The organism is Micromonospora sp. AMSO1212t, assembly GCF_008868145.1.
GTDB lineage: Bacteria > Actinomycetota > Actinomycetes > Mycobacteriales > Micromonosporaceae > Micromonospora > Micromonospora tulbaghiae.
The window spans coordinates 1-21,686 of sequence record NZ_WBKS01000110.1; the positions used below are offsets into that span (position 1 = coordinate 1).

At 74.9% G+C, this 21,686-nt stretch carries 23 protein-coding genes; 14 read left to right on the top strand and 9 right to left on the bottom strand.

From position 1 onward, the window contains the following. The first annotated feature begins 299 nt into the window (after positions 1-299). The 6 genes from F8279_RS22940 to F8279_RS22965 all read left to right on the top strand — a co-directional run bounded on the left by F8279_RS22940 (position 300) and on the right by F8279_RS22965 (position 8,094). Entirely contained in the window at positions 300-1,931 is a 1,632-nt protein-coding gene (locus F8279_RS22940; protein ID WP_151501009.1) for a serine/threonine-protein kinase, read from the top strand. Between the two features lie 54 nt (positions 1,932-1,985). Further along, positions 1,986-3,137: a hypothetical protein gene (locus F8279_RS22945; protein ID WP_151501010.1), complete on the top strand. Its 1,152-nt coding sequence runs from the start codon at positions 1,986-1,988 to the stop codon at positions 3,135-3,137. A 73-nt stretch (positions 3,138-3,210) separates the two neighbouring features. Continuing rightward, positions 3,211-4,227, top strand: coding sequence for a hypothetical protein (locus tag F8279_RS22950; protein ID WP_151501011.1), 1,017 nt, complete (start codon positions 3,211-3,213; stop codon positions 4,225-4,227). Positions 4,228-4,431: 204 nt separating this feature from the next. Next, complete coding sequence (locus tag F8279_RS22955) at positions 4,432-5,673, top strand: MFS transporter (protein WP_151501012.1); 1,242 nt, start codon at positions 4,432-4,434, stop codon at positions 5,671-5,673. Positions 5,674-5,752: 79 nt separating this feature from the next. Then, positions 5,753-7,615: a transketolase gene (locus F8279_RS22960; RefSeq protein ID WP_151501013.1), complete on the top strand. Its 1,863-nt coding sequence runs from the start codon at positions 5,753-5,755 to the stop codon at positions 7,613-7,615. 89 nt (positions 7,616-7,704) lie between these two features. After that, positions 7,705-8,094 carry a DUF2267 domain-containing protein gene (locus F8279_RS22965; protein WP_151501014.1) on the top strand — a complete coding sequence of 130 codons (390 nt, stop codon included), beginning with the start codon at positions 7,705-7,707 and terminating at the stop codon, positions 8,092-8,094. Positions 8,095-8,137: 43 nt separating this feature from the next. Here the strand turns inward: F8279_RS22965 and F8279_RS22970 are convergent, their stop codons facing one another. Next, entirely contained in the window at positions 8,138-8,554 is a 417-nt protein-coding gene (locus tag F8279_RS22970) for a YchJ family protein (RefSeq protein WP_151501015.1), read from the bottom strand. 85 nt (positions 8,555-8,639) lie between these two features. Between F8279_RS22970 and F8279_RS22975 the strand changes: the two genes are divergently transcribed. After that, positions 8,640-9,320 carry a tyrosine-protein phosphatase gene (locus F8279_RS22975; protein WP_151501016.1) on the top strand — a complete coding sequence of 227 codons (681 nt, stop codon included), beginning with the start codon at positions 8,640-8,642 and terminating at the stop codon, positions 9,318-9,320. Positions 9,321-9,404: 84 nt separating this feature from the next. Then, complete coding sequence (locus tag F8279_RS22980) at positions 9,405-10,406, top strand: phosphotransferase family protein (RefSeq protein WP_151501017.1); 1,002 nt, start codon at positions 9,405-9,407, stop codon at positions 10,404-10,406. Between the two features lie 3 nt (positions 10,407-10,409). Here F8279_RS22980 and F8279_RS22985 read toward each other — a convergent pair whose 3' ends face one another. From F8279_RS22985 to F8279_RS23000, 4 genes are all read right to left on the bottom strand, one after another. After that, complete coding sequence (locus F8279_RS22985; protein WP_151501018.1) at positions 10,410-11,051, bottom strand: class F sortase; 642 nt, start codon at positions 11,049-11,051, stop codon at positions 10,410-10,412. A gap of 73 nt (positions 11,052-11,124) precedes the next feature. Continuing rightward, positions 11,125-11,607 carry a hypothetical protein gene (locus tag F8279_RS22990; RefSeq protein WP_091418309.1) on the bottom strand — a complete coding sequence of 161 codons (483 nt, stop codon included), beginning with the start codon at positions 11,605-11,607 and terminating at the stop codon, positions 11,125-11,127. A 242-nt stretch (positions 11,608-11,849) separates the two neighbouring features. Next, positions 11,850-12,521: a response regulator transcription factor gene (locus F8279_RS22995; protein ID WP_151501019.1), complete on the bottom strand. Its 672-nt coding sequence runs from the start codon at positions 12,519-12,521 to the stop codon at positions 11,850-11,852. Then, positions 12,518-13,621 carry a sensor histidine kinase gene (locus F8279_RS23000; RefSeq protein WP_151501020.1) on the bottom strand — a complete coding sequence of 368 codons (1,104 nt, stop codon included), beginning with the start codon at positions 13,619-13,621 and terminating at the stop codon, positions 12,518-12,520. The genes F8279_RS22995 and F8279_RS23000 overlap by 4 nt, the downstream gene beginning before the upstream one ends. 169 nt (positions 13,622-13,790) lie before the next feature. On the opposite strand from F8279_RS23000, the gene F8279_RS23005 reads away from it, so the two are divergent. The 5 genes from F8279_RS23005 (at position 13,791) to F8279_RS23025 (ending at position 18,491) form a co-directional block, all read left to right on the top strand. Then, a complete protein-coding gene (locus F8279_RS23005; protein WP_151501021.1) occupies positions 13,791-14,207 on the top strand; it encodes a DUF6069 family protein in 417 nt (138 codons plus the stop codon). Positions 14,208-14,406: 199 nt separating this feature from the next. Then, the gene (locus tag F8279_RS23010; RefSeq protein WP_091418318.1) at positions 14,407-14,814 is read left to right on the top strand and encodes a YciI family protein; all 408 of its coding nucleotides are present in this window, start codon (positions 14,407-14,409) and stop codon (positions 14,812-14,814) included. Positions 14,815-14,822: 8 nt separating this feature from the next. Beyond that, positions 14,823-15,968, top strand: coding sequence for an RNA polymerase sigma factor (locus tag F8279_RS23015; protein ID WP_151501026.1), 1,146 nt, complete (start codon positions 14,823-14,825; stop codon positions 15,966-15,968). A 42-nt stretch (positions 15,969-16,010) separates the two neighbouring features. Beyond that, positions 16,011-17,258 (top strand): MFS transporter, encoded by a 1,248-nt coding sequence (locus F8279_RS23020; RefSeq protein WP_151501022.1) that lies wholly within the window; start codon positions 16,011-16,013, stop codon positions 17,256-17,258. Positions 17,259-17,306: 48 nt separating this feature from the next. Then, complete coding sequence (locus tag F8279_RS23025; protein WP_151501023.1) at positions 17,307-18,491, top strand: lycopene cyclase family protein; 1,185 nt, start codon at positions 17,307-17,309, stop codon at positions 18,489-18,491. A gap of 21 nt (positions 18,492-18,512) precedes the next feature. Here the strand turns inward: F8279_RS23025 and F8279_RS23030 are convergent, their stop codons facing one another. Both F8279_RS23030 and F8279_RS23035 read right to left on the bottom strand, forming a co-directional pair. Next, a complete protein-coding gene (locus F8279_RS23030) occupies positions 18,513-19,628 on the bottom strand; it encodes a serine hydrolase (protein ID WP_192580752.1) in 1,116 nt (371 codons plus the stop codon). 48 nt (positions 19,629-19,676) lie between these two features. Further along, the gene (locus F8279_RS23035; RefSeq protein ID WP_151501025.1) at positions 19,677-20,462 is read right to left on the bottom strand and encodes a tyrosine-protein phosphatase; all 786 of its coding nucleotides are present in this window, start codon (positions 20,460-20,462) and stop codon (positions 19,677-19,679) included. Positions 20,463-20,532: 70 nt separating this feature from the next. Between F8279_RS23035 and rnhA the strand changes: the two genes are divergently transcribed. Then, positions 20,533-21,096 carry a ribonuclease HI gene (rnhA, locus tag F8279_RS23040; protein ID WP_091418332.1) on the top strand — a complete coding sequence of 188 codons (564 nt, stop codon included), beginning with the start codon at positions 20,533-20,535 and terminating at the stop codon, positions 21,094-21,096. On the opposite strand, the gene F8279_RS23045 is transcribed toward rnhA, so the two are convergent. Beyond that, positions 21,015-21,275, bottom strand: coding sequence for a hypothetical protein (locus F8279_RS23045; protein WP_091418334.1), 261 nt, complete (start codon positions 21,273-21,275; stop codon positions 21,015-21,017). The genes rnhA and F8279_RS23045 overlap by 82 nt on opposite strands. A 126-nt stretch (positions 21,276-21,401) precedes the next feature. Further along, complete coding sequence (locus F8279_RS23050) at positions 21,402-21,656, bottom strand: preprotein translocase YidC (RefSeq protein WP_091418337.1); 255 nt, start codon at positions 21,654-21,656, stop codon at positions 21,402-21,404. Positions 21,657-21,686: the final 30 nt, after the last annotated feature.

Below are 21,686 nucleotides of genomic sequence, written 5' to 3' on the forward strand. Positions count from 1 at the left end.
CCGCCGCCGCTGACGCCGCGCCCTCTCCCCGCCCACTTCCGCCCCGTCGATCATGAGGTTGGCGGCGATATCAGTCCCCTTTGTCCCCGTCAACTTCATGATCGACGGGGCGGAAGTGGGCGGGGGAGGTTGCCGGGGTCTGGTACTCGTGGCGGTGTGTCCGATACCGACCACCTGCCGGGCGCCGACCGGCGTCCGGAAGCAGCCGTTGCGGCGATGGCCGGCGGCTGCGCCACGGTCAGAATGACGAGCGAGGCGGCGTCCGACACCCGCCCGTGGGACGCCGTGGAGTCTGTCGCATGAGCGGCTGGGAACTGTCCGGATACACGCCGGTCCGCCGGCTCGGCGCGGGCGCGTCGGGCAGCGTCGTGCTCGCCACCCACGACCCGACCGGCACCCCGGTCGCGATCAAGTACCTGGTCCGCGACCTGGGCGAGGACTCGGCGTTCCGGACCGCGTTCCGCACCGAGGCCCGGCTACTCGGCGAGATCGACGACCCGCACGTCAGCCGCCTCTACGAGTACGTGGAGAGCCCGGACGGCGCGGCCATCGTGATGGAGCTGGTCGACGGCGTCTCGCTGCGCCAGATGCTGCGCGCGCACGGCCCGACCACCCCCGAGGCCGCGCTCTGCGTCCTCAAGGGCTCACTCGCCGGCCTGGCCGCCGCGCATGCCCACGGCGTCGTGCACCGCGACTACAAACCGGAGAACGTGCTGGTCACTGGCGCCGGGCTGAGCAAACTCGCCGACTTCGGCATCGCCATGCCGATCGGCCAGGGCTCCGACACCACGGTGTCCGGCACACCCCGCTACATGGCCCCCGAGCAGTGGACCGGCGCCCCGGCCAGCCCGGCGTGCGACGTCTACGCCGCCACCGCCACGTTCTTCGAGTGCCTCACCGGCCGGCCCCCGTACCAGGGACCGGACCTGCTCTCCCTGCGCGACCAGCACGCCAGCGCGCCGATCCCCACCGAGGCGGCGCCCCCGCCGGTGCACGAGCTGCTGCGCCACGGCATGGCCAAACGCCCCGACGACCGCCCGCCGTCCGCCGAGGCGTTCCTGGACCTGCTGGAACGTGTCGCCGGTAGCGGCTACGACGGCGACTGGGAGGAACGAGGGCTGCGTGAGCTGGCCCGGCGTGCGGTGCTGCTCGCCGCGCTGTGGCCGTTCCCGGACCGGGCCGAGGGCGCCACCGCGGTGGCACACACCGCGCTGGGCACCACCGCCGGCCGGGGCGGACGGTTCCGCGGTGGCCGCACCCGTACCGCGCTCGCCGCCGGTGCCCTGGTCGCCGCCGTCCTGGCCGGGGGCGCCGGCTACAGCTACGCCGCCCACGACGGCACGCCCGCCGCGGGCCCGGCCGGCCCGGCGAGCGCCGGTCCCGCCACCACCGGCGCACCCACACCGGATCCGACCGGCGCCGAGTCGCGGAGCCCGTCGCCGACGCCCGGCCCGTCCACCGCGTCCGCCGCGCCGCCACCTCCGGCGCCGTCGGCCACCCCCGATCCGACAGGGACGCCGACCCGCACCGGCACGCCCACCCCCAGCGCGTCGCGGACCACCAGCCCGCCGCCACCGGACGTGACAGCGCCGGTCGTGGACGGCGTCCGGGCCGACCCGGGCGAGCTGGACCCGAAGGGCTGCCCCTACGGCGCCAAGAGCAGCACCGTCATCGCCACCGTGACCGACGACCGCAGCGGCCCCGCCGCGCTGACTGTCACGTTCGGCTACACCCTCGACGGCGCCACCGGCACGATCCGGATGTCCGCCGCCGGGCGCGGCGTGTTCACCGGCACGCTCGGCCCGCTGTCCACGCCCAGGCGCAGCGCCCGCATCCCCGTCCGGGTCACCGCCGCCGACGCCGCCGGCAACGCGACCATCTCGGCGGCACCGGTGTACGTGACGCTCTACCACGACTGCACCCCCGGCTAGGAGTACGACAGTGCCCGCTGCCCCGCACCGCAGCCCGTCCCGGGGACGGTCGGCGTGACCCGCCCCGACGAGCCCACCGAGGCGCTGCCCACCCGCGCCCTGCCGATCGCCGGGGACGCGGACTCCGCCGACCCCACGGTCCACCTCGCCCGGCCCCGAGCCGACGCCGACGCCGACGCGACGATGCCGCGTGCGGTCGAGCGCGCGGAGCCGACGACGGCGCTCGTGATCGACCGCGCGGAGCCGACCGTGCACCTGCGTCCGGGCCGGGCAGACGAGGCGGGCGAGGCGACGGTCCATCTCCCCGCGGCACCCGGGAGTGAGGTGGGGGAGCCGACCGTGAGCCTGCGTCCGGCCCCGGGCGACAGCGCGGGTGAGGCGACGGTTCACTTTCGCGCGACCCCGGACAGCGCGGCCGGCGAGCCGACTGTGAGTCTGCGTCCGGCTCCGGCGGATCCGATGGATGAGGCGACGGTTCACCTGCGCCCGGGAAACACGACCGGGCAGGCCACCGTCTACCCGCGTCCGACGGCGGGGCCGACCCAGCGCCCCGGCGCGGAACCGACCGCATCATGGCAGCCCACCGCGTCGTGGCAGCCCACCGGCGTACCGCATCAGGGCCAACCCACCGGGACGGCGGCGACGGGCGCCGGGGCGTACCCGGATCGGACCGCTGACGCGCGGGCGGTGAGTGGCGTGCCGGCCCCCGGGGGCGAGCTGCGCTTCGGGCCGGGCGTGCCGGCCACGCCGCCGCCCGCGCCGCCCTGGCCCACCGCACCGCCGATCCGCCCGCGCCCGGTCTGGCGTCGCGTCGTCTCGGTGCTGTCCACGCTGCTCACCGTGGTGCTGCTGCTGGCGGTCGGCCTCTACCTGTGGCAGCGGCTGCGCCCGCTGGAGGTCGAGGGGGTCGCCGTGGCGGTGCCCCGGCCGGCCGGTGTGGCCTGCGACGTGACAGTCGACGTGGTGGCCACCGTGCGCACCAACGGGCGCGGCGGGACGATCAGATACCAGTGGTTCCGCTCCGACGCGCCGCCCGGCGCCGTGCTCACCGAGCGGGTCGGCAGCGGGCAGCAGACGGCGGCCCTCACCCTCAAGTGGACGTTCACCGGGGTCGGGACGACCACCGGGATCGCCACCGTCAACATCGTCGAACCGTCGACGGCGCAGGCCAGCACGCGCGTCGTCTACCGCTGCCCCGGAGGCTGACCGCGTTTCCCCGCGCGCGGGTCCGGGTAGCCCCACCCGAACAAACCTGGACCACGTACGTGGAGGCCCTTCGATGAGAGACAACTTCGGGGACGCGGTGGGCGACGCGTTCCGTTCGGTGATGCTGTTCCTGCCCAAGGCGGTCGCGTTCGTCGCGATCCTGATCGTCGGCTGGCTGATCGCCAAGGCCGTGCTGAAGCTCGTGGACAAGGTCCTGGAGCGGGTCCACTTCGACCGGGCCGTCGAGCGCGGCGGGATCAAGACCGCGCTGGCCCGCTCGAAGTACGACGCCAGCGACATCGTCGCGAAGCTGGCCTACTACGGCGTGCTGCTGGTCACGCTGCAGCTCGCGTTCGGCATCTGGGGCCCGAACCCCATCTCCGACCTGATCGCCGGCGTGATCGCCTGGCTGCCCCGGGCGTTCGTCGCCATCGTCATCGTGGTGGTCGCCGCGGCCATCGCCCGCGCGGTGAAGGACATCATCTCCAGCGCGCTCGGCGGCCTCTCGTACGGCCGGGTGCTGGCCAACCTCGCCTCGGTGTTCATCCTGGGCCTCGGTGTCATCGCCGCGCTCAACCAGATCGGCGTCGCCACCACCGTCACCACCCCGGTGCTGATCGCGGTGCTCGCCACCGTCGGCGGCATCCTGGTCGTCGGTGTCGGCGGCGGGCTGGTCCGGCCGATGCAGAGCCGCTGGGAGAACTGGCTGACCCGGGCCGAGGAGGAGTCGCGCACCATCGCCACGCACGCCCGCGCGTACCAGGCCGGCCGGCGTGACGTCGAGGCCCGCCTGGCCGCCGGCGGCCCGTACGCGGATTCCGAGCTGACCCAGCCGGTGAGCCGCGACGCCGAGGCGGACCGTACGCAGCCGGTCCCGGCGTACCCGGGCACCCAGCCGGCCGCCGGTGCGGACGCCACCGAGCCGGTGCCGTCGCAGGCGGGCGTGGAGGCCACGCAGCACATCCCGGCGTACGCGGACTCCGAGCGCACGCAGCCGACCACGCCGCGCCAGCCGACGGCCGAGCAGGCCGCGGACAGCGAGGCCACCATGGTCATTCCGCAGGCCGACGTGGACAAGCTCCGCCGCTGACCCGACAGCGGTGACGGATCGGGGCGGGACCGCACGGTCCCGCCCCGATCGCGTGCCCGCCGGGGGACCATCCGGGCGCCTCGCGGCGGATAGGATCCCGGCATGACCTGGCGATGTTGATGCCTTCCTGAACGACGAGGCCGCGGGCCGCCGCGGACGCCGTGCATACCGACCGGTGTCCGTCACGTCCCGTGGGAAGGTTCCATGCTCGTCGCTCCTGCCCGCGTGCCCGCGACCCGCCGTCTGGCGGCGACGCTCTACGGGTACGCGTTCCTCACCGACCTCGTCCTGCTCTACCCGCTCTACGTGCTGCTGTTCGCCGACACGGGGTTGTCGGTCGGGCAGATCTCCTCGCTGTTCGTGCTCTGGGCGGTCGCCGGCATCGTGCTGGAGGTGCCCTCCGGCGTGTGGGCCGACGCGGTGTCGCGTCGCCTGCTGCTGTGCCTGGCGCCGCTGCTGGCCGCGGGCGGGTTCGCGCTCTGGGTGCTGCTGCCGTCGTACGCGGCTTTCGCCGTGGGGTTCCTGCTCTGGGGCGCCGGTGGCGCGCTGCGCTCCGGCGCGCTGGAGGCGCTCGTCTTCACCGAGCTGGAACGCCTCGACGCGACTGACCGGTACGCCCGGCTGATCGGCCGGACCCGCACCGCCGAGGTGCTCGGCGCGGTCGGGTCCGGGGTGCTCGCCGGGCCGGTGTTCGCGCTCGGCGGCTACCTCGCTGTCGGCGCGGCGAGCGTGGCGACGTGCCTGCTGGCGGCGGCCGTCGCGGCCCGCTTCCCGGAACACCGCCCATCGCCGGTCGCGCCGCTCCCGGGCGCCGCGCCGGACGGGGCGCGCGCGGGTGCCGCGCCGGGGGAGGGGCCGGACGACGACGAGCCCGGCTGGCTGGACAGTCTGCGCCGGGGCCTCGGCGAGGTGCGCGCCGACCGCCGCGTCCGCGCCGCCGTGCTGATGGTCGCGGCCGTGACCGCGATCTGGGGTGGGCTGGACGAGTACACCGGGCTGCTGGCCGCCGACACCGGCATGGCCGAGGTGGGCGTACCGCTGCTGCTCCTGCTGGTGTGGGTCGGGATGACTGTGGGCGGGCTGCTCGCGCCGCTGGGCGAGCGGCTGTCCCACCGGGGGTACGCCGGTCTGCTGGTGTTCGCGGCGGGAGCGACGGCGGCCGGGGCGCTGCTGCGGCACCCGGCCGGGTTTCTGCTGCTGGCGGCGGCGTTCGCGGCGTTCCAGCTGGCCACCGTGCTCGCCGATGTGCGGCTCCAGGCCCGGATCGCCGGGTCGGCCCGGGCCACCGTCACGTCGATGGCCGGGATGGCCACCGACCTGACCGTTGTCGCCTTCTACGGCGGGTACGGGCTGCTCGCCGGCGCGGTCGGCAATCCGGCGGCCTTCGCGGTCGCGGTGCTGCCGTACCTGCTGGTGGCCCTCTGGCTGCTCACCGGTCGAGCGTGAATCAGCAGAAAAGGGACCAATGGTCGCGTTCGCGGCCTAGCGTGGGTCCGGAAATCGGCTACCCCGGGAGACGATCGCGGTGACGTTGGAAGCAGAGCGCACGCTGCGCGACGAGGAGCTGTCCGGGCTGGCGGAGCTGGCTGCCCAACTGCGTGTGGACGCGATCCGGTGCAGCACGGCGGCCGGCTCCGGGCACCCCACGTCCAGCCTCTCCGCCGCCGACCTGCTCGCCGTGCTCGTCGCCCGGCACCTGCGCTACGACTGGTCCTACCCGGGCAACCCGGGCAACGACCACCTGATCTTCTCCAAGGGGCACGCCTCCCCGCTGCTGTACGCGGTGTTCCGGTCCACCGGCGCGATCAGCGAGCAGGAGCTGCTGGAGACGTACCGGCGGTCCGGGTCGCGGCTGCAGGGCCACCCGACGCCGGTCCTTCCCTGGGTGGACGTGGCCACCGGCTCGCTCGGGCAGGGACTGCCGGTCGGCGTCGGCGTGGCGCTGGCCGCCCAGTACCTCGACCGGTCGCCCGCGCACGTCTGGGTGCTCTGCGGCGACAGCGAGACCGCCGAGGGATCGGTGTGGGAGGCGCTGGACAAGGCCGGCCACTACGGGCTGCGCAACCTCACCACGATCGTCGACGTCAACCGATTCGGCCAGCGCGGCCCCACCGAGCTGGAGTGGGACCTGGACACCTACCGGCGGCGCGTCGAGGCGTTCGGCTGCCACGCGATCCTCGTCGACGGCCACGATCTGGGCGCGATCGACGAGGCGTACGGGCAGGCGCGGGAGGCGACCGGGCCCACTGTGGTGCTGGCCCGCACGGTCAAGGGCAAGGGCGTGCCCGAGGTGGAGAACGACCCGGCCTGGCACGGCAAGCCGTTCGACCCGGAGCTGGCCGAACGCGCCGTGCGGGCGCTCGGCGGTCCCCGGCGCATCCGGGTCGCCGGACCGAAACCACCACCCGCGCCCCGGGCCGCCGCGCCGCAGATCCGGCAACCGGAACTGCCGACGTACTCCCGCGGCGCGAAGGTCGCCACCCGGGACGCGTACGGCGACGCGCTGCACGCCCTCGGCGCGGCCCGGCCCGACGTGGTCGCGCTCGACGGCGAAGTCAGCGACTCCACCCGCGCGGAGCGCTTCGCCGCCGCGTACCGGGATCGGTTCTTCCAGATGTTCATCGCCGAGCAGCAGCTCGCCGCCGCGGCGGTGGGCATGGCGGTACGCGGTTACCGGCCCTTCGCGGCGACGTTCGCCGCGTTCTGGTCCCGTGCGTACGACTTCATCCGGATGGCGGGCGTGTCGCGCGCCGACATCGCGCTCGTCGGCTCGCACGCCGGGGTGGAGATCGGCCCGGACGGTCCGTCCCAGATGGGGCTGGAGGACATCGCCGCGCTGCGCGCGGTGCCCGGCTCCACGGTGCTCTGCCCGGCCGACGCGGTCTCCTGCGCGGCCCTCGTCGCCCAGATGCCCGACCACCCGGGGGTGAGCTACCTGCGCACCACGCGCGGCAAGTACCCGGTGCTCTACGACGACGCCGAGCCGTTCCCGATCGGCGGCAGCCGGATGGTGCGCGACGGAGGGGACGTGGCGCTGCTGGGCACCGGCGTGACGGTGCACCTGTGCCTCGCCGCCGCCGAGGAGCTGACCCGCGAGGGCATCGACGCCCGCGTGATCGACCTGTACTCGATCAAGCCGGTGGACCGGCAGCGCCTGGCCGAGGCCGTCGTGGAGACCGGCGGGCGGCTGGTCGTGGTAGAGGACCACTACCCGGAGGGCGGGCTGGGCTCGGCCGTGCTGGAGGCGCTCGCCGACCTGGGGGAACCGGCCCGGGTCAACCACCTGGCGGTACGCGGGCTGCCCGGCTCCGGCACCCCCGCCCAGCAGCTCGACCGGGCCGGCATCGGTGTGGGCGCGATCGTCTCGGCGGCGCGGGCCCTGGCCTGAGCCCGTACCCGCCGGGGCCGGTGGCGCGGCGGTGTTTGCCGCGGCCGGCGGCGGGTAGCCACGCTGCCGTTGCGACGGGAGGACCGACGATGGCCGAACCGGAGTTCTACGCGCGGGTCTCCGCCCGCGCCGGCGTGCCGGTGGAGACGGCCCGCGCGCTGACCGAGGCGACGCTGCGCACGCTCGCCGAACGCGTCAGCGGCGGCGAGGCCGACGACCTGTCCGCGCACGTCGCGCACGAGTTGCGCCCGCTGCTGGCCCGCGCCCGGGTCGAAGATCCCGAGGTCTTCGGGTACGAGGAGTTCCTGCGCCGGGTCGCCGAGCGCTCCGGCGCGACACCGTCCGACGCCGAGCGCGGCGCCCGGGCGGTGTTGCAGGCGCTGCACCGGGTGGTCGGGCCGGCCCAGTTCAACCGGGCGCTGTCCCAGCTGCCGCGCGAGATCGCCGAGCTGGCCCAGCCCACCCCGCGCCCGGCCTGACCCACGCCCGCCCTGACCGTGCCCGCGCCGCGCTGCCTGACCGTCACTCGGGCAGCGCGTCGAGGTAGACCCAGCGGCCGTCCTCGCGGGCGAAGCGGCTGTGCTCGGCCAGCACGCCCGCCCGGCCGTCCTCGCGGTAGTGCGCCCGGAACCGGACCGTGCCGGCGCTGTCGAACAGGCCGCCCTGCGCGGTCTCCACGATCTCCAGCCGGGTCCAGCGGGTGCCCGGTTCCAGCTCCAGCCGCTCCGGGCGGGTGGTGGAGTGCCAGCTGTGCCGCAGGTAGGCGGCGTCGCCGAGCGCGAACGCGCTGAACCGGGACCGCATCAGCGCCTCCGCGGTCGCCGCCGTCGCCTCGCCCCGGTGTACCGGGGCGCAGCAGTCCGCGTACGGCCGGCCGGTGCCGCACGGGCAGGCCGCCGGCCCTTCACCCGCGCCCTCGCGCGCCTTCCGTCTCGCCACCCGGCGATTCTCTCCCACACCACGACCGCCCTCGCCGCCGGTAGGCCGGGGGAATCCCGGACGGGACAGTCGTATAGTCGCCTCCATGATCACTCGTGGGGCCACGGCCGACGCCACCACCGGCGGTTCCGGCGTCCGGAACCTCCGCGACGCAGGCGGCGTCGGATCGTTGCGCCGTGGGGTCCTGTATCGCTCTGGCGCCCTGCATCTCCTGACGCCAGGGGGTGCCCGGGAGCTGGAGGATCTCGGGCTACGCACGGTCATCGACCTCCGCAGCATCCGAGAGGTGGCCGACCGGCCGGACCGGTGTGCGGGTCTCGACGTCGAGCACCGGCACTTTCCGGTGTTCACCGAGCAGAGCTGGCCGGACGACCAGGTGGCGCTGTACCCGTACATGGCTGAGCAGGCCGGTCGTGCCACCGTCGCGATCATCCGGCAGCTCGTCACCCCCGGCGCACTACCTGCCCTGGTCCACTGCGCCTCCGGCAAGGACCGCACCGGAGTCGTCGTCGCCGTCATCCAGACCCTCCTGAACGCCTCCGATGCGGAGGTCACCCAGGACTTCCTGCGTTCGAACGCCGCTCTGGACCTCACCGGATCGCCGGCCGGCGCGACGATCGGACACGGCACCCGCCCGGTGACCGCAGCGCACCTGCTTCATGCCATGGTGTGGATCCGCAGCCACCACGGCTCGGTCTCCGCCTATCTCCAGGCTGCCGGCGCCACCGAGGCCGAGCTGGAGGCCCTGCGGGAGGTTCTTGCCTGAAGCGGTCGCGCCGCCGGCCGGTGCCGTGCGTCTTCGCAATCGGTGCGCCCACAACGCAGCCGCAGCCACTACGATCCCCGCACCATGAGCGTGAGTCCGACTCAGCGTGTCCTCGACCCGGATCAGGTCCGCCGCTACCTGACCGCCTCGCTCGGACCCGGCGCCGAGGTGGCCGCCTGCGGGCCGCTGACCGGTGGCGGGTTCGCCGCCGTCTGGTGGGTACGCCTCACCGACGGCCGCGAGGTGGTGCTCAAGGTCGGTCCGCCGCCACACGTGCCGCTGCTGCGCTACGAACGCGACATGATCGGCGCGGAGGCGCACTACCTGCGCCTGGTGGCCGACCGCGCACCAGGGGTGCCCACGCCCGCGCTGCTGCACCACGGCACCGACCCCGGCCTCGGTGACTGGCTGCTGATGGCGCGGCTACCAGGTCGTACCCTCTGGGACCTGACCCAGGCCGGCGCGGACGTCGGGCCGCTGCGCGCGGAGTTCGGCCGCGCGCTCGCCGCGCTGCACACGGTCACCGGCGAGCGGTACGGCTACGACGGCGACCGGGCCTCCGGCGCGACCTGGCGGGGCGCCTACACGGCCATGGTGGACGACATGCTCGCCGACGCCGCGGACTGGTCGGTGCCGCTGCCGGTGCCCGCGTCGCGGATCCGGGAGCTGGTGGCGCGGCACGCGGCGGTGCTCGACGCGGTACGCCGTCCGGCGCTGCTGCACTTCGACGGCTGGGCCGGGAACGTGCTGGCCGTCGACGGGCCGGACGGCACACCCCGGCTCACCGGTCTGGTCGACGGCGAGCGGTACCTGTGGGGCGACCCGCTGATGGACCTGGTGTCGCCGCTGCTGTTCCGCCGCGCCGAGGACGAGCCGGACGACCCGCTGGTACGCGCCTACCGGGCGGCGGCGCCGTTCCCGCTGGACGCCGGGGCGCGGCGGCGGCTCGGGCTGTACCGGCTCTATCTCTACCTGTTGATGACTGTCGAGATGCCCAGCCGGAACATCACCGCCGACAACGACCCGGGCCGGGTGGCGCTGCTGGCCGAGCTGCTCGACGCGGAACTGGCCGACCTGGCCGGGTGAGCGTCACCGGGTCGCGGTGGCGAAGACGACGATGTTGTCCGGGTAGCTGCCGGTACGCGGGTCGAACCGTCCGCCGCACGTGATCAGCCGCAACCGCGCCGCCGCGTCGCCGCCGTAGACCCGCGTGGTGGGGAAGCGCTCCTTCGGGTACGCCCCGACTCCGTCCACCGTGAACGTCGCGGTCCGCCCGTCGGCCCGCAGCACCCGGATCGTGTCGCCGCCGCGCAGCCGCCCGAGGTCGAAGAAGACCGCCGGGCCGTGCTGCGAGTCGACGTGCCCGACCAGCACCGCATTGCCGGCCTGGCCAGGGGCGGGGCCGGGGTGGTACCAGCCGGTGACCTCCGGGCGCTCCAGCGGCGGCACCTCCAGCGCGCCGTCGGCGTCGGTGGCGACCGGGACGATCTCGGCGTCGACGCCGATGCGGGGGATGGTGACCCGCACCGGCGTGGCGCGGGGGAGTGCCGGGCCGGCCGTACCCGGTCGTTCGGTCGCCGGCGCGGCGGAGGCGCCGGGCTGCGGTGGTGACGCCGACGTGGTGCCGAGCCCGGCCGAGACCAGCCCGGCGCCCGTGGCGGCGGCCACGGTGACGGCGGTGACCACGACGACGGCGTGCAGGCGCGCCCGCCGCTGCGACTCCGACAGCATCCCGCCTCCGTCCGACAGGGACGCGGCGCCCGCGCCGGATGCTCCGGCGCGGGCGGACCGCTCGACGAGCCGGTCAGGCGGCGGCGCCCGCGCGACGCCGGCGGATGACCGCGTACGCGCCACCGGCGAGCGCCCCGGCGGCCAGCACGCCACCGGCGATCAGCACCCCGGTGTCGCCGTCCCGCCCGCCGCCACCGGCCTGCGCGCCGCCGATCGGGGTGACGGTGAACGTGGCGCTACCGCCGTCGCTGCCGTCGCCGCAGGTGGTGGCCACCGTGTACGTGCCGAGCGTGAACCCGGCGGTGAACAGTTCGGCGCTCAGGCCACCGCCCGCGGCGGCCGTGGTGGACCGGACGTTCTGGTCCCGGTCCGGGCCGGTGACCCGGAAGATCGCGTCACCGGCGTTCGGGTTGCACGTGGTGGTCAGCACGACGGTGCCGCCGACCGGGGTGGTGGCGGGTGAGACTCTGGTGTCCGCCAGCGCGGCGGCCGGGAGCAGCAGTGCGCCGAGGCCCACGCCGAACGCCGCCGATCCGAGAAATGACTGTGCCTTCATCCGCGTCTTCCCTCACTTTTCGTCCGCTGTATGCGTGGGACGTCGTTCGGGTGGCCAACTCCGTGACGAGCACCGGTGTGGCCAACACTAGGAGGGTTGCGGCGGTCACTGGGGGTAATTGAGAAATCTTCGTTGCCGTCCGGTGTGCTCCCTGCCGCCACGAGACGACGGACATGCCGGGCCAGGCCGGACGGCGAACCGTCCGGCTTCGGCACGTCTGGGTCCGGTGTCCGGTTCGGCGCCTACCGGACCGGCGGCTCCGGCCGGACCAGGCCGGTGTCGTACGCGAGTACCACGGCCTGGATCCGGTCGCGCATGCCCAGCTTGGTGAGGATCGCCGAGACGTGGGTCTTCACGGTGGCGGTGCTCAGGTGCAGCCGGGCGGCGATCTCCGCATTGGACAGCGCCCGCGCGGTGAGCGTCAGCACCTCCCGCTCGCGGGCGGTCAGGGCGGCGAGCACGTCGCCGCCGGTGGGCGCGGGCGCGGGCAGCCGGTCGGCGTACCGGTCCAGCAGCCGCCGGGTCACAGTGGGCGCGAGCAGGGCCTCGCCCCGGGCCACCACGCGTACCGCCTCGGCGAGGTCGGCCGGGCGGGTGTCCTTGAGCAGGAACGCGCTCGCCCCGGCGCGCAGCGCGGCGTAGACGTGCTCGTCCAGGTCGAACGTGGTCAGCATGACCACCCGGGCCGGGTTGCCGGCGGCCACCAGGTCGCGGGTGGCGGCGATGCCGTCGCGCCGGGGCATCCGCACGTCCATCAGCACCACGTCCGGCCTCGTACGCGTCGCCACCGCGACCGCCTCGACGCCGTCGGCCGCCTCGCCGACCACGCTCAGGTCGGGTCGCGCGTCGAGGACTGTGCGCAACCCGGCGCGGATCAGCTCCTGGTCGTCGGCGACCACCACCCGTACGGTCACCGGCTCGCTCCGACCGGCAGTCGTGCGTGGACCCGGAACCCGCCGGCCGGCAGTGGGCCGGCGTCGAGCGTGCCGCCGAGCAGCCGGGCCCGCTCCCGCATGCCGACGATGCCGCGCCCGGTGCTCGTACCGGGCCGGCGGGCGGGCGCCGGGCCGTCGTTGACCACCTCCAGCCGCAGCACCCCGTCGCGGTAGCGCACGTCGACGTCGGCGTGGGTGGCGTGCCCGTGGCGCAGCGCGTTGGTCAGCGACTCCTGCACGATCCGGTACGCCGACAGCTGCACCCCGCCCGGTAGCGCATTGCCGTCGCCGTCGCGCCGCAGCGTCACCGGCAGGCCGACCGCCCGTACCGCGTCGGCGAGCGCGTCGAGCTGCGCCAGTCCCGGCTGCGGCCCGTCCGCATCGGACCCGTCGTCGGCGGCGAGCGCGTGCAGCATGGACCGTAGTTCGGTGAGCGCCGACCGGGCCGCGGTGTCGATCGCGGCGAGCGCGGCGCGGGCCTGCGCGGGCTGCTCGTCGAACACGTCCTCGGCCGCGGCGGCCTGTACGGCGATGACCGCGACGTGGTGCGCGACCACGTCGTGCAGTTCCCGGGAGATCCGCTCCCGTTCGGCCGCGCGCACCTGCCGCTCCCGCTCGCAGCGCCGCTGTGCCTGGCCCCGCTGCAGCTCGCCGAGGGTCCAGCTCAGGCCCAGCGCGGTCACCGCGAGCAGCAGGTCCCGCCAGCCGCCGGTGACCAGCTTCCACGGCGTGGGCGCGAGCAGCAGCCCGAGCGCGACGAGCGAGTACCGGGGCGGGCGCAGCCGGGCCACGTACGCCATCGGCACCGCGACCAGGCCGAGCCAGCCGAGCTGCGGGCAGAGCGCCTCCAGGCCGACGCCGGCCAGCGCGGCGACGGTGAGGGCGTACCCCGGGTGGCGCCTGATCCACAGCAGACAGCTCGCCTGCGCCGCGGCGAGCCCGACCGCGACGGCGGTCGCGCCGGTCGTGGCCGGGCGGGCGTCGGAGGCCAGTAGCGCGAGCAGGCAGACGGCGAGGCTCACGGTGGCGATGCCGCCGTCGAGCAGCAGCAGGAACCGGGACCGGGACGCGCACCTCATGTCCGGATGCTAGGCCGCCGAGCCGCCGCTTCTCATCGGTCGCCAGACGGAGATCCGAGCCGGTGGTCGTCCCGGCGACGGAGTCGCTAACCGCTCCACGGCCCGATCCGCGCGACGGCCCGCCGGACCTAGCGTTTCCGGCAGTCGTCCCGATGTGGAGGAGTCACCGATGGAGAACACGCTGCAGACAGTCGCCGTCCGCCCGAACCGCCGCCGGGACCGCCTGCTGACGGTGTTCGCGGCGACCGCCGTCGCGCTGCTGGGCTGGCTGGTCGCGGTACCGGTCGCCGGGGTGGAGTTGATCGCGCGCAGCGGCTCCACGGACCAGCGGGTGACGCCGGTGGCAGTGGTGGTGAGCACGCTGCTCGCCGGACTGGCCGGCTGGGCGCTGCTGGCCCTGCTGGAACGGCTCACCGCCCGCGCCCGGACGGCCTGGACGGTGGTCGCGGTGCTGGTGCTGCTGGTGTCGCTGCTCGGGCCGCTGGGCGGGGGAGTGGGGAGTGCGGCGACGCTGACGCTCGTGGCGTTGCACCTGGTCGCGGGCGCGGTGCTGATCACCGGCCTGCGCCGGACCGCCGCCCGCTGACGGCCGGACGATCCGCTGACGGGTCCGGGCCGCCGCGACGGGGGCAGGCGGCCCGGACCATTAGAACTAGCCTCCTAGGATGCCTTACGCGACGTGACGCCCGAGATTCCTCCGCCACCGATGTCGAGAACGCCAGGGCGGCTTCGTCCCCGAAGTGAACGCGGCCAGAATGGGTCGCACCCTCCACGAGGAGACACAGATGAAGTACCTGCTCCTGAAGCACTACCGCGGCGGCCCGACCCCGGTGTCCGACATGCCGATGATCGACAAGTGGACGCCGGAGGAGATCTCCGCGCACATCCGATACATGCAGGAGTTCGCGGCGCGGCTGCAGGAGAGCGGCGAGTACGTCGACGGTCAGGCGCTCGCCCCGGAGGGCACCTTCGTCCGCTACGACGGCGAGGGACGCCCGCCGGTCACCGACGGCCCGTTCGCCGAGACGAAGGACCTGATCGCCGGCTGGATGGTGATCGACGTGGACAGCTACGAGCGCGCGCTCGAACTGGCCGCCGAACTGTCGGCCGCGCCGGGGCAGGGCGGCAAGCCGATCCACGAGTGGCTGGAGCTGCGCCCGTTCCTGACCGAGCCGCCCACCATCACGGAGTGACCCGTCCGATGGACGAGGTCGCGCTCCGCAGCCTCATCCCGGGTGTGCTCGGTGTCCTCGTCCGCCGCGGAGCCGACTTCGCGGCGGCCGAGGACGCCGTGCAGGACGCGCTGATCGAGGCGCTGCGTGTCTGGCCGGACGACATGCCCCGCGACCCGCGCGGCTGGCTGGTGACAGTGGCGTGGCGACGGTTCCTCGACGTGGCTCGTGCCGAGGCCGCCCGGCGCCGGCGCGAGGACCTCGTGGACGAGGAGCCGCCGCCCGGCCCGGTGTCCGCCGTGGACGACACGCTGCGGCTCTACTTCCTCTGCGCGCATCCGTCGCTGAGCCCGTCGTCGGCCGTCGCGTTGACGCTGCGCGCCGTCGGCGGGCTCACCACCCGGCAGATCGCGCAGGCGTACCTGGTGCCGGAGGCCACCATGGCGCAGCGGATCAGCCGGGCCAAGCGCACCGTCTCCGGGGTCCGGTTCGACCAGCCCGGTGACGTCGCCACCGTGCTGCGGGTGCTGTACCTGGTGTTCAACGAGGGCTACTCCGGCGACGTGGACCTGGCGGCCGAGGCGATCCGGCTCACCCGGCAGCTCGCCGCCGCGATCGACCACCCCGAGGTGGCCGGGCTGCTCGCGCTCATGCTGCTGCACCACGCCCGCCGGGCCGGGCGGACCGCGCCGGACGGCAGCCTGGTGCCGCTCGCCGAGCAGGACCGCAGCCGGTGGGACACCACGCTGATCGCCGAGGGTGTGGGCATCCTGCAGACCGCCCTGTCCCGGGACCGGCTGGGCGAGTTCCAGGCCCAGGCCGCGATCGCGGCGCTGCACGCCGACGCGCCCACCGCGACCGAGACCGACTGGGTGCAGATCGTCGAGTGGTACGACGAACTGGTCCGCCTGACCGGCAGCCCGATCGCCCGGCTCAACCGGGCGGTCGCGGTCGGCGAGGCGGACGGCCCGCGCGCCGGGCTGGCGGCGCTCGCGGCGCTCGACGACACGCTGCCCAGGTACGCGGCGGTGGCCGCGTACCTGCACGAACGCGACGGCGACCAGGACACGGCGGCGCGCCTGTACGCGGAGGCCGCCCGCCGAGCGTCCAGCATGGCCGAACGCGATCACCTGAACCGGCAGGCGGCCCGCCTCAACACCCGCCGCCCCGGATAAACCGGTCGGCAGCGTTCATCGCCGCTGGTAGGTTGCCTCGCCGTGACGGGGGAACGGCTCGGCGGGCGCTTCGCCCGACTGTGGACGGCGAGCACGCTGTCCGCGCTGGGCAGCGGGACGGCGACAGTCGCCGCGCCGCTGTACGTGGCGTCGATCACCGACGATCCGCTGGTGGTGTCGGCCGGGGCGGCGGTGTCGTGGCTGCCGTGGCTGCTCTTCGCGCTACCCGGCGGCGTGCTCGCGGACCGGGTCGACCGGCGGCGGCTGATGGTGCTCATCGACTGGGTACGCGTCGTCGCGCTCGCCGCGCTGGCGGTGGCGATGCTCGCCGACCGGGCCGGGATCGCGCTGCTCTACGCGGTGCTGTTCGTGGTGAACACCGGCGAGGTGGTGTTCCGTACCGCCGCGCAGGCGGTGCTGCCCGCGGTGGTGCCGCGCTCGATGCTGGAACGCGCCAACGGGTGGCTCGGCGGCGGCACCCAGGTGATGCAGAACATGATCGCCGGCCCGCTCGGCGGGTTCCTGTTCGTGGTGGCGGCGTCGCTGCCGTTCGCGCTCAACGCCGGCACGTACGCGCTGAGCGCCGTGCTGGTCGGGTTGCTCGCCGGGACGTACCGTGCCGGGCCCGCGCTTCCGGAGCGGCGGTCGGTGCGGGCGGAGGTCGCGGAGGGGTTCCGCTGGCTGTGGAGTCAGCGGCTGCTGCGCACCATGACGATGCTGATCGGCCTGCTCAACGTCACGCTCACCGCGGCGGTGGCGGTGCTGGTGCTGCTGGCCACCGAACGGCTGGGTCTCGGCTCGGTCGGCTACGGCGCGTTGTTCACCTGCATGGCGGTCGGCGGGGTGCTCGGCTCGGTGGTGGGGGACCGGCTGATCGCCGCGATCACGCCCACCTGGACGGTGCGGACCGGGCTGCTGGTCGAGGCGGGACTGCACCTGGCGCTCGCCGCGTCCCGCAGCGCGGTCGTGGTCGGGTTCGCGCTGGTCGCGTTCGGGGCGCACAGCGCGCTGTGGAACATCGTGGTGAACTCGCTGCGGCAGCGGCTCACCCCACCGGCGTTGATGGGCCGGGTCGGCAGCACCACGTTGTTCGTCGCCGCGGGCGGCAACTGCGTCGGTGCGCTGCTCGGTGGCGCGGTGGCGGCCCGGTTCGGCATCACCGCCCCGTACTGGGCCGGTTTCGTCGTGGCGGTCGCGGTGATCGCCGCGACGTGGCGGGTCTTCGACCGGGCGACGGTGGCCGCCGCCTACGCCCAGCAGGCCCCGCAGGCGCCCGCCCCGGTGGCCTGAGCGCGGGTCGGCCGGTGACCGCGCCCGCCGATGTGACAGCGTGGCCGGATGCACGCATCCTTCCCGGTCGACGTCGACCTCGCGCTGGTCGGCGGCGGCGGCGCCGCGTCCCTGGTCCTGGCCGCGCTGGACCGGCACGGCGTGACCGGGCTGCGGGTCGCGGTGGTCGACCCGGTGCACAAACGCGGCCAGGACCGCACCTGGGCGTTCTGGGGTCTGCCCGGCGACGACCTGGACCCGCTGCTGAGCGCGAGCTGGTCGCAGGTCGACGTGGTCACGCCCGCCGGGCGCCGAGTCCTCACGCTCGACCCCCTGCGGTACGGCATGCTGCGCTCCGCCCCCGTTTACGACCGGGCTGCCGCGGCCGAGCGGCGGCTGGACGCGGTTCGGATCAGCGCCCCGGCGGGGGAGCTGCGCGACGACGGTGAGCGGGTCGTCGTCCGTGACCCGGACGGCCGGGACCTGGTGCGGGCCGGGTGGGTGCTCGACTCGCGGCCCCGGCGGCCGAAGCGGCCGGGACGGACCAGATGGTTGCAGCACTTCCGGGGCTGGTGGCTGGCCGCCGACCGGCCGACGTTCGATCCGCAGCGGGCGGTGCTGATGGACTTCCGCACGCCGCAGCCGGAGCGCGGCGTGTCCTTCGGGTACGTGCTGCCGGTCGACGACCGGTTCGCGCTCGTCGAGTACACCGAGTTCGGGCCGGAACTGCTCGACGACGCGGGCTACGACGCGGCGCTGTGCGCCTACGCCGACCTGCTCGGGCTGGACCTGGCCGCGCTGCGGGTGCGGGAGGTCGAGGACGGCGTGATCCCGATGACCGACGGCCCGTTCGAGTCCCGCCCGAGCCCTCGGGTGGTGCGGCTGGGCACCGCCGGTGGGGCGACCCGCCCGTCCACCGGCTTCACGTTCTCCGCGATGCTGCGCCAGGCCGACCAGGTGGCCCGGGCGCTCGCCGAGGGCCGCCCGCCGGTGCCGGCGCCCGCGTATCCGGGCCGGCACCTGTGGATGGACGCGGTGGCGCTGCGCGCGCTGGACCGGGGCCACGTCGGCGGGGTGGAGTTCTTCGAGCGGCTGTTCGACCGCAACCCGCCGGAGCGGGTGCTGCGGTTCCTCGACGGCGTGACCAGCCCGGCGGAGGACCTGGCGGTGATGCGGTCCAGCCCGCTGCTGCCGATGACCGGCGCGGTGCTCGGCGACGCGGCCGGCCGGTTGCGCGCCCGCCTGCGCCGCTAGCTGTCGCGGCCGGCCCGCTGGCTATCGGCGGCCGGTCGCCTCGGTGACGCGGTCGCGTACGAGCGTCCGCAGTTGCTCCATCGGGTCGCCGTCACCGGCGCCGAGCCGGTTGCGCACCGCCGCCACCGTCAACCCCATTTCCGGGTACGCGAACGCGAGGCTGCCGCCGCTACCGGCGGTGCCGAACGACCCGTCGTCGTCGACCGCGTACCCGAGCCCGAACGTGCTCTCCTGCCCGAACACCCACTCCTGGGCGCGTACCGCCGGGGCGGACACCGCACGCATCCGCTCGGCGGAGATCAGTCGCACCCCGTCGACCGGGCCGATCAGCGCCGCGTACATCCGGGCCACCGCGCGGGCGCTCATCGTGCCGACCGACGGCACGTCGGCGCGCAGCACGTCGGGGCGGGAACCGATGACGGTGTCCGGGCGCACCGCGGGCGGGGCGACCGCGTCGAAGTGCGGCAGGTTGGCCCCGGCCCAGGTCATCAGCGCGGACAGGCCGGCGTCCTCCAGCCGCGCCAGCCGGGGCAGGTCCGCCTCCGGCACGCCGAGGAACAGCTCCCGGTCCACGCCGAGCGGCCCGGCCACCTCCTCGGCGAGCACCCGCGACACCGGCTCCCCGGTGACCCGCCGGACCACCTCGCCGAGCAGCCAGCCCCACGTCCAGGCGTGGTACGCCAGCCGCTCGCCCGGTGCCCACAGCGGTCGCGCGTCGGCGAGCAGCTCGCACATGCGAGCCCAGTCGGTGAAGTCCTCGGGCGTCACGTCGGCCGGCAGCGCGGGCAGGCCGGCGGTGTGGGTGAGCACGTGCCGCAGCGTGATGCCGCCCTTGCCGTGCCGGCCGAACTCGGGCCACACCGCGGCGAGCGGCAGGTCGTAGTCGAGCCGTCCCCGCTCGGCCAGCACGTGCACCACGGTGGCGGTGAGGCCCTTGCCGGTGGAGACCGCGTGCACGGGCGTGTCGGCGGTCATCGGCCGGCCGGTGACGGTGTCGGCCAGCCCGGCGTGCTCGGTGACGATCGCGGTTCCGTCCAGGTACGCGGCCACCTGCACACCGGCCTCCCGGCCGGAGGAGACCAGCTCGTCGACCGTCGCCCGCACCTCGGCCCGCAGGCCGTCCCACCGTGTGTCCACGATCCCGCAGCGTGCCAGACCGCCGGGCCGCCGTCGTCCGCTTTTCGCTCAGCGGGTGAGTGTCGTCGGCATACTGCCGGTGGTGCCCTGGGTGGGCAGCGGGTTCGTGCCGGTGAGCAGCCGGGCGCGCAGCGCGTCGATCGTCTCCTCGCCGACGCCGAGCCGGCCGGTCACGTAGCCGCGCACGGTACCGTGTGCGGCCCGCAGGTCGGCCAGCACCAGCCGGATGATCTCGGCCGGCGCCCGCCCGTACGCCGGCCAGCCCGGCGTCGCCCCGCCGTTGCGGTCCCGCCACTCGGCCACCAGCCGGTCGGTGGCGTGCTCGGTGAGCGCGAAGTCCGCCGCGATCTGGTCGTCGTCCACGCCGAGCAGGGACAGCACCAGCGCGGCGAGCAGCCCGGTGCGGTCCTTGCCGGACGCGCAGTGGAACACCAACGGGTGCTCGCCGTCCGCGATCACCTCGAGCGCCCGGCGCAGCTCGGCGACGCCGTCCTCGGCCACCTCGGCGTACCGGTCGGCCAGGTGGCGCCACGGGTCCACGTCGGGGTCGATGTCGGCCTGCACGTGCGGGCGGTGCTCGATGCTCAGGTTGTGCCAGGTGACGCCGAGACTCTCCGGGGCCCGGCCGCGGTCGGCGATCTCCCACGGGTACCGCAGGTCGATCACGGTGCGGACGCCGAGCGCCGCGAACCGTTCCAGATCATCACCGGCGAGCTTGGCCAGCGAGTCGGAGCGGTAGAGCCGGCCCCGGGCGACGGTGCGGCTGTCGCCGGTCCGCCAGCCACCGAGGTCACGGAAGTTGCAGAGCGTGGCGAAGTCCGGGGGAGTGGTCATGCCGGCACGCTAGCCGGGCGCGGCGGGTCGGGTGGTCCCGCGTGCTCGCGTACCCGGTAGGTTGCCGGGCATGGTGGAGGCGGAGACCGGCCGGGTCGTGGAGATCTGGACCGACGGCGCGTGCAGCGGCAATCCCGGGCCCGGCGGCTGGGGCGCGGTGCTGCGCTGGGGCGGGCACGAGCGGGAATTGTGCGGCGGCGAGGCCACCCCGACCACCAACAACCGGATGGAGCTGACCGCCGCGATCCGGGCGCTGGAGAGCCTGACCCGCCCGGTCACGGTACGGCTGCACACCGACAGCACGTACGTGCGCAACGGCATCACCGGCTGGCTGAACGCGTGGAAGCGCAACGGCTGGCTGACCGCCGCGAAGCAGCCGGTGAAGAACGCCGACCTGTGGCAGACGCTGGAGGCGGCGTGCGCCCGGCACGACGTGACGTGGCTGTGGGTGAAGGGCCACAACGGTCACCCGGAGAACGAGCGCGCCGACGCGCTGGCGAACCGGGGCATGACCGAGGCGCGGAGCGGCGCAGCCGCCGCCCCGCGCACGGCTCAGCGCAGCGGCCGGCCCTCCTCGATCTCCTCCGGCTCCTCTGACGGGTCACCGGTGCCGGAGACGGCCGCCACGTCGTAACCGGCGCGGCTGACCTCCCGTGCCGACCGCCGGTCCTCGGCGGGCAGGTCGGCGAAGTCGTCGCCGGTGTCGTCGGTGGTGTGCAGGGATTCGCCCGGCGGGCGCAGGGACGCCTCGTACGCGGTCGCGCCGTCGGGTTCGTCGCCGGCCGCGCGGCCGAAGGACTGTTCACTGGTCATGTCGCACTCCTGCCCGCAGCGGGTGACGGCAAACGTTCGGTGGCCTGTGCCCGATCAGCGACCTGCGTCGGTTCGGTGGCCTGTGCCCGTTCCGTGGCTCGCGTCCGTTCCGTGGCTCGCGTCCGTTCAGCGGGCCGCGTCCGGTCCACGGGCCGCGTCCGGGTGGGTCGGCATCGAGGAGCCGCCCGAACTGCTGCCGGACGCCCCGCCCGCCATGCCGGATCCGTCGTCCTCGGTCACCTCGTCCGGCTTCGGCGCGCCGGGAGCGGGCGCCGGCACGTCGGTGTCCGCGGCCGTCTGCACCAGCGGAACCTGCCCGGCCTCGTCCTCGGCGTGCGCCGGGTCGACCGGCTCCTCACCGTCGCGTGCCCGATACCCCACCGGTGGCCCTCCCGTCGGTCATCAGTCGTC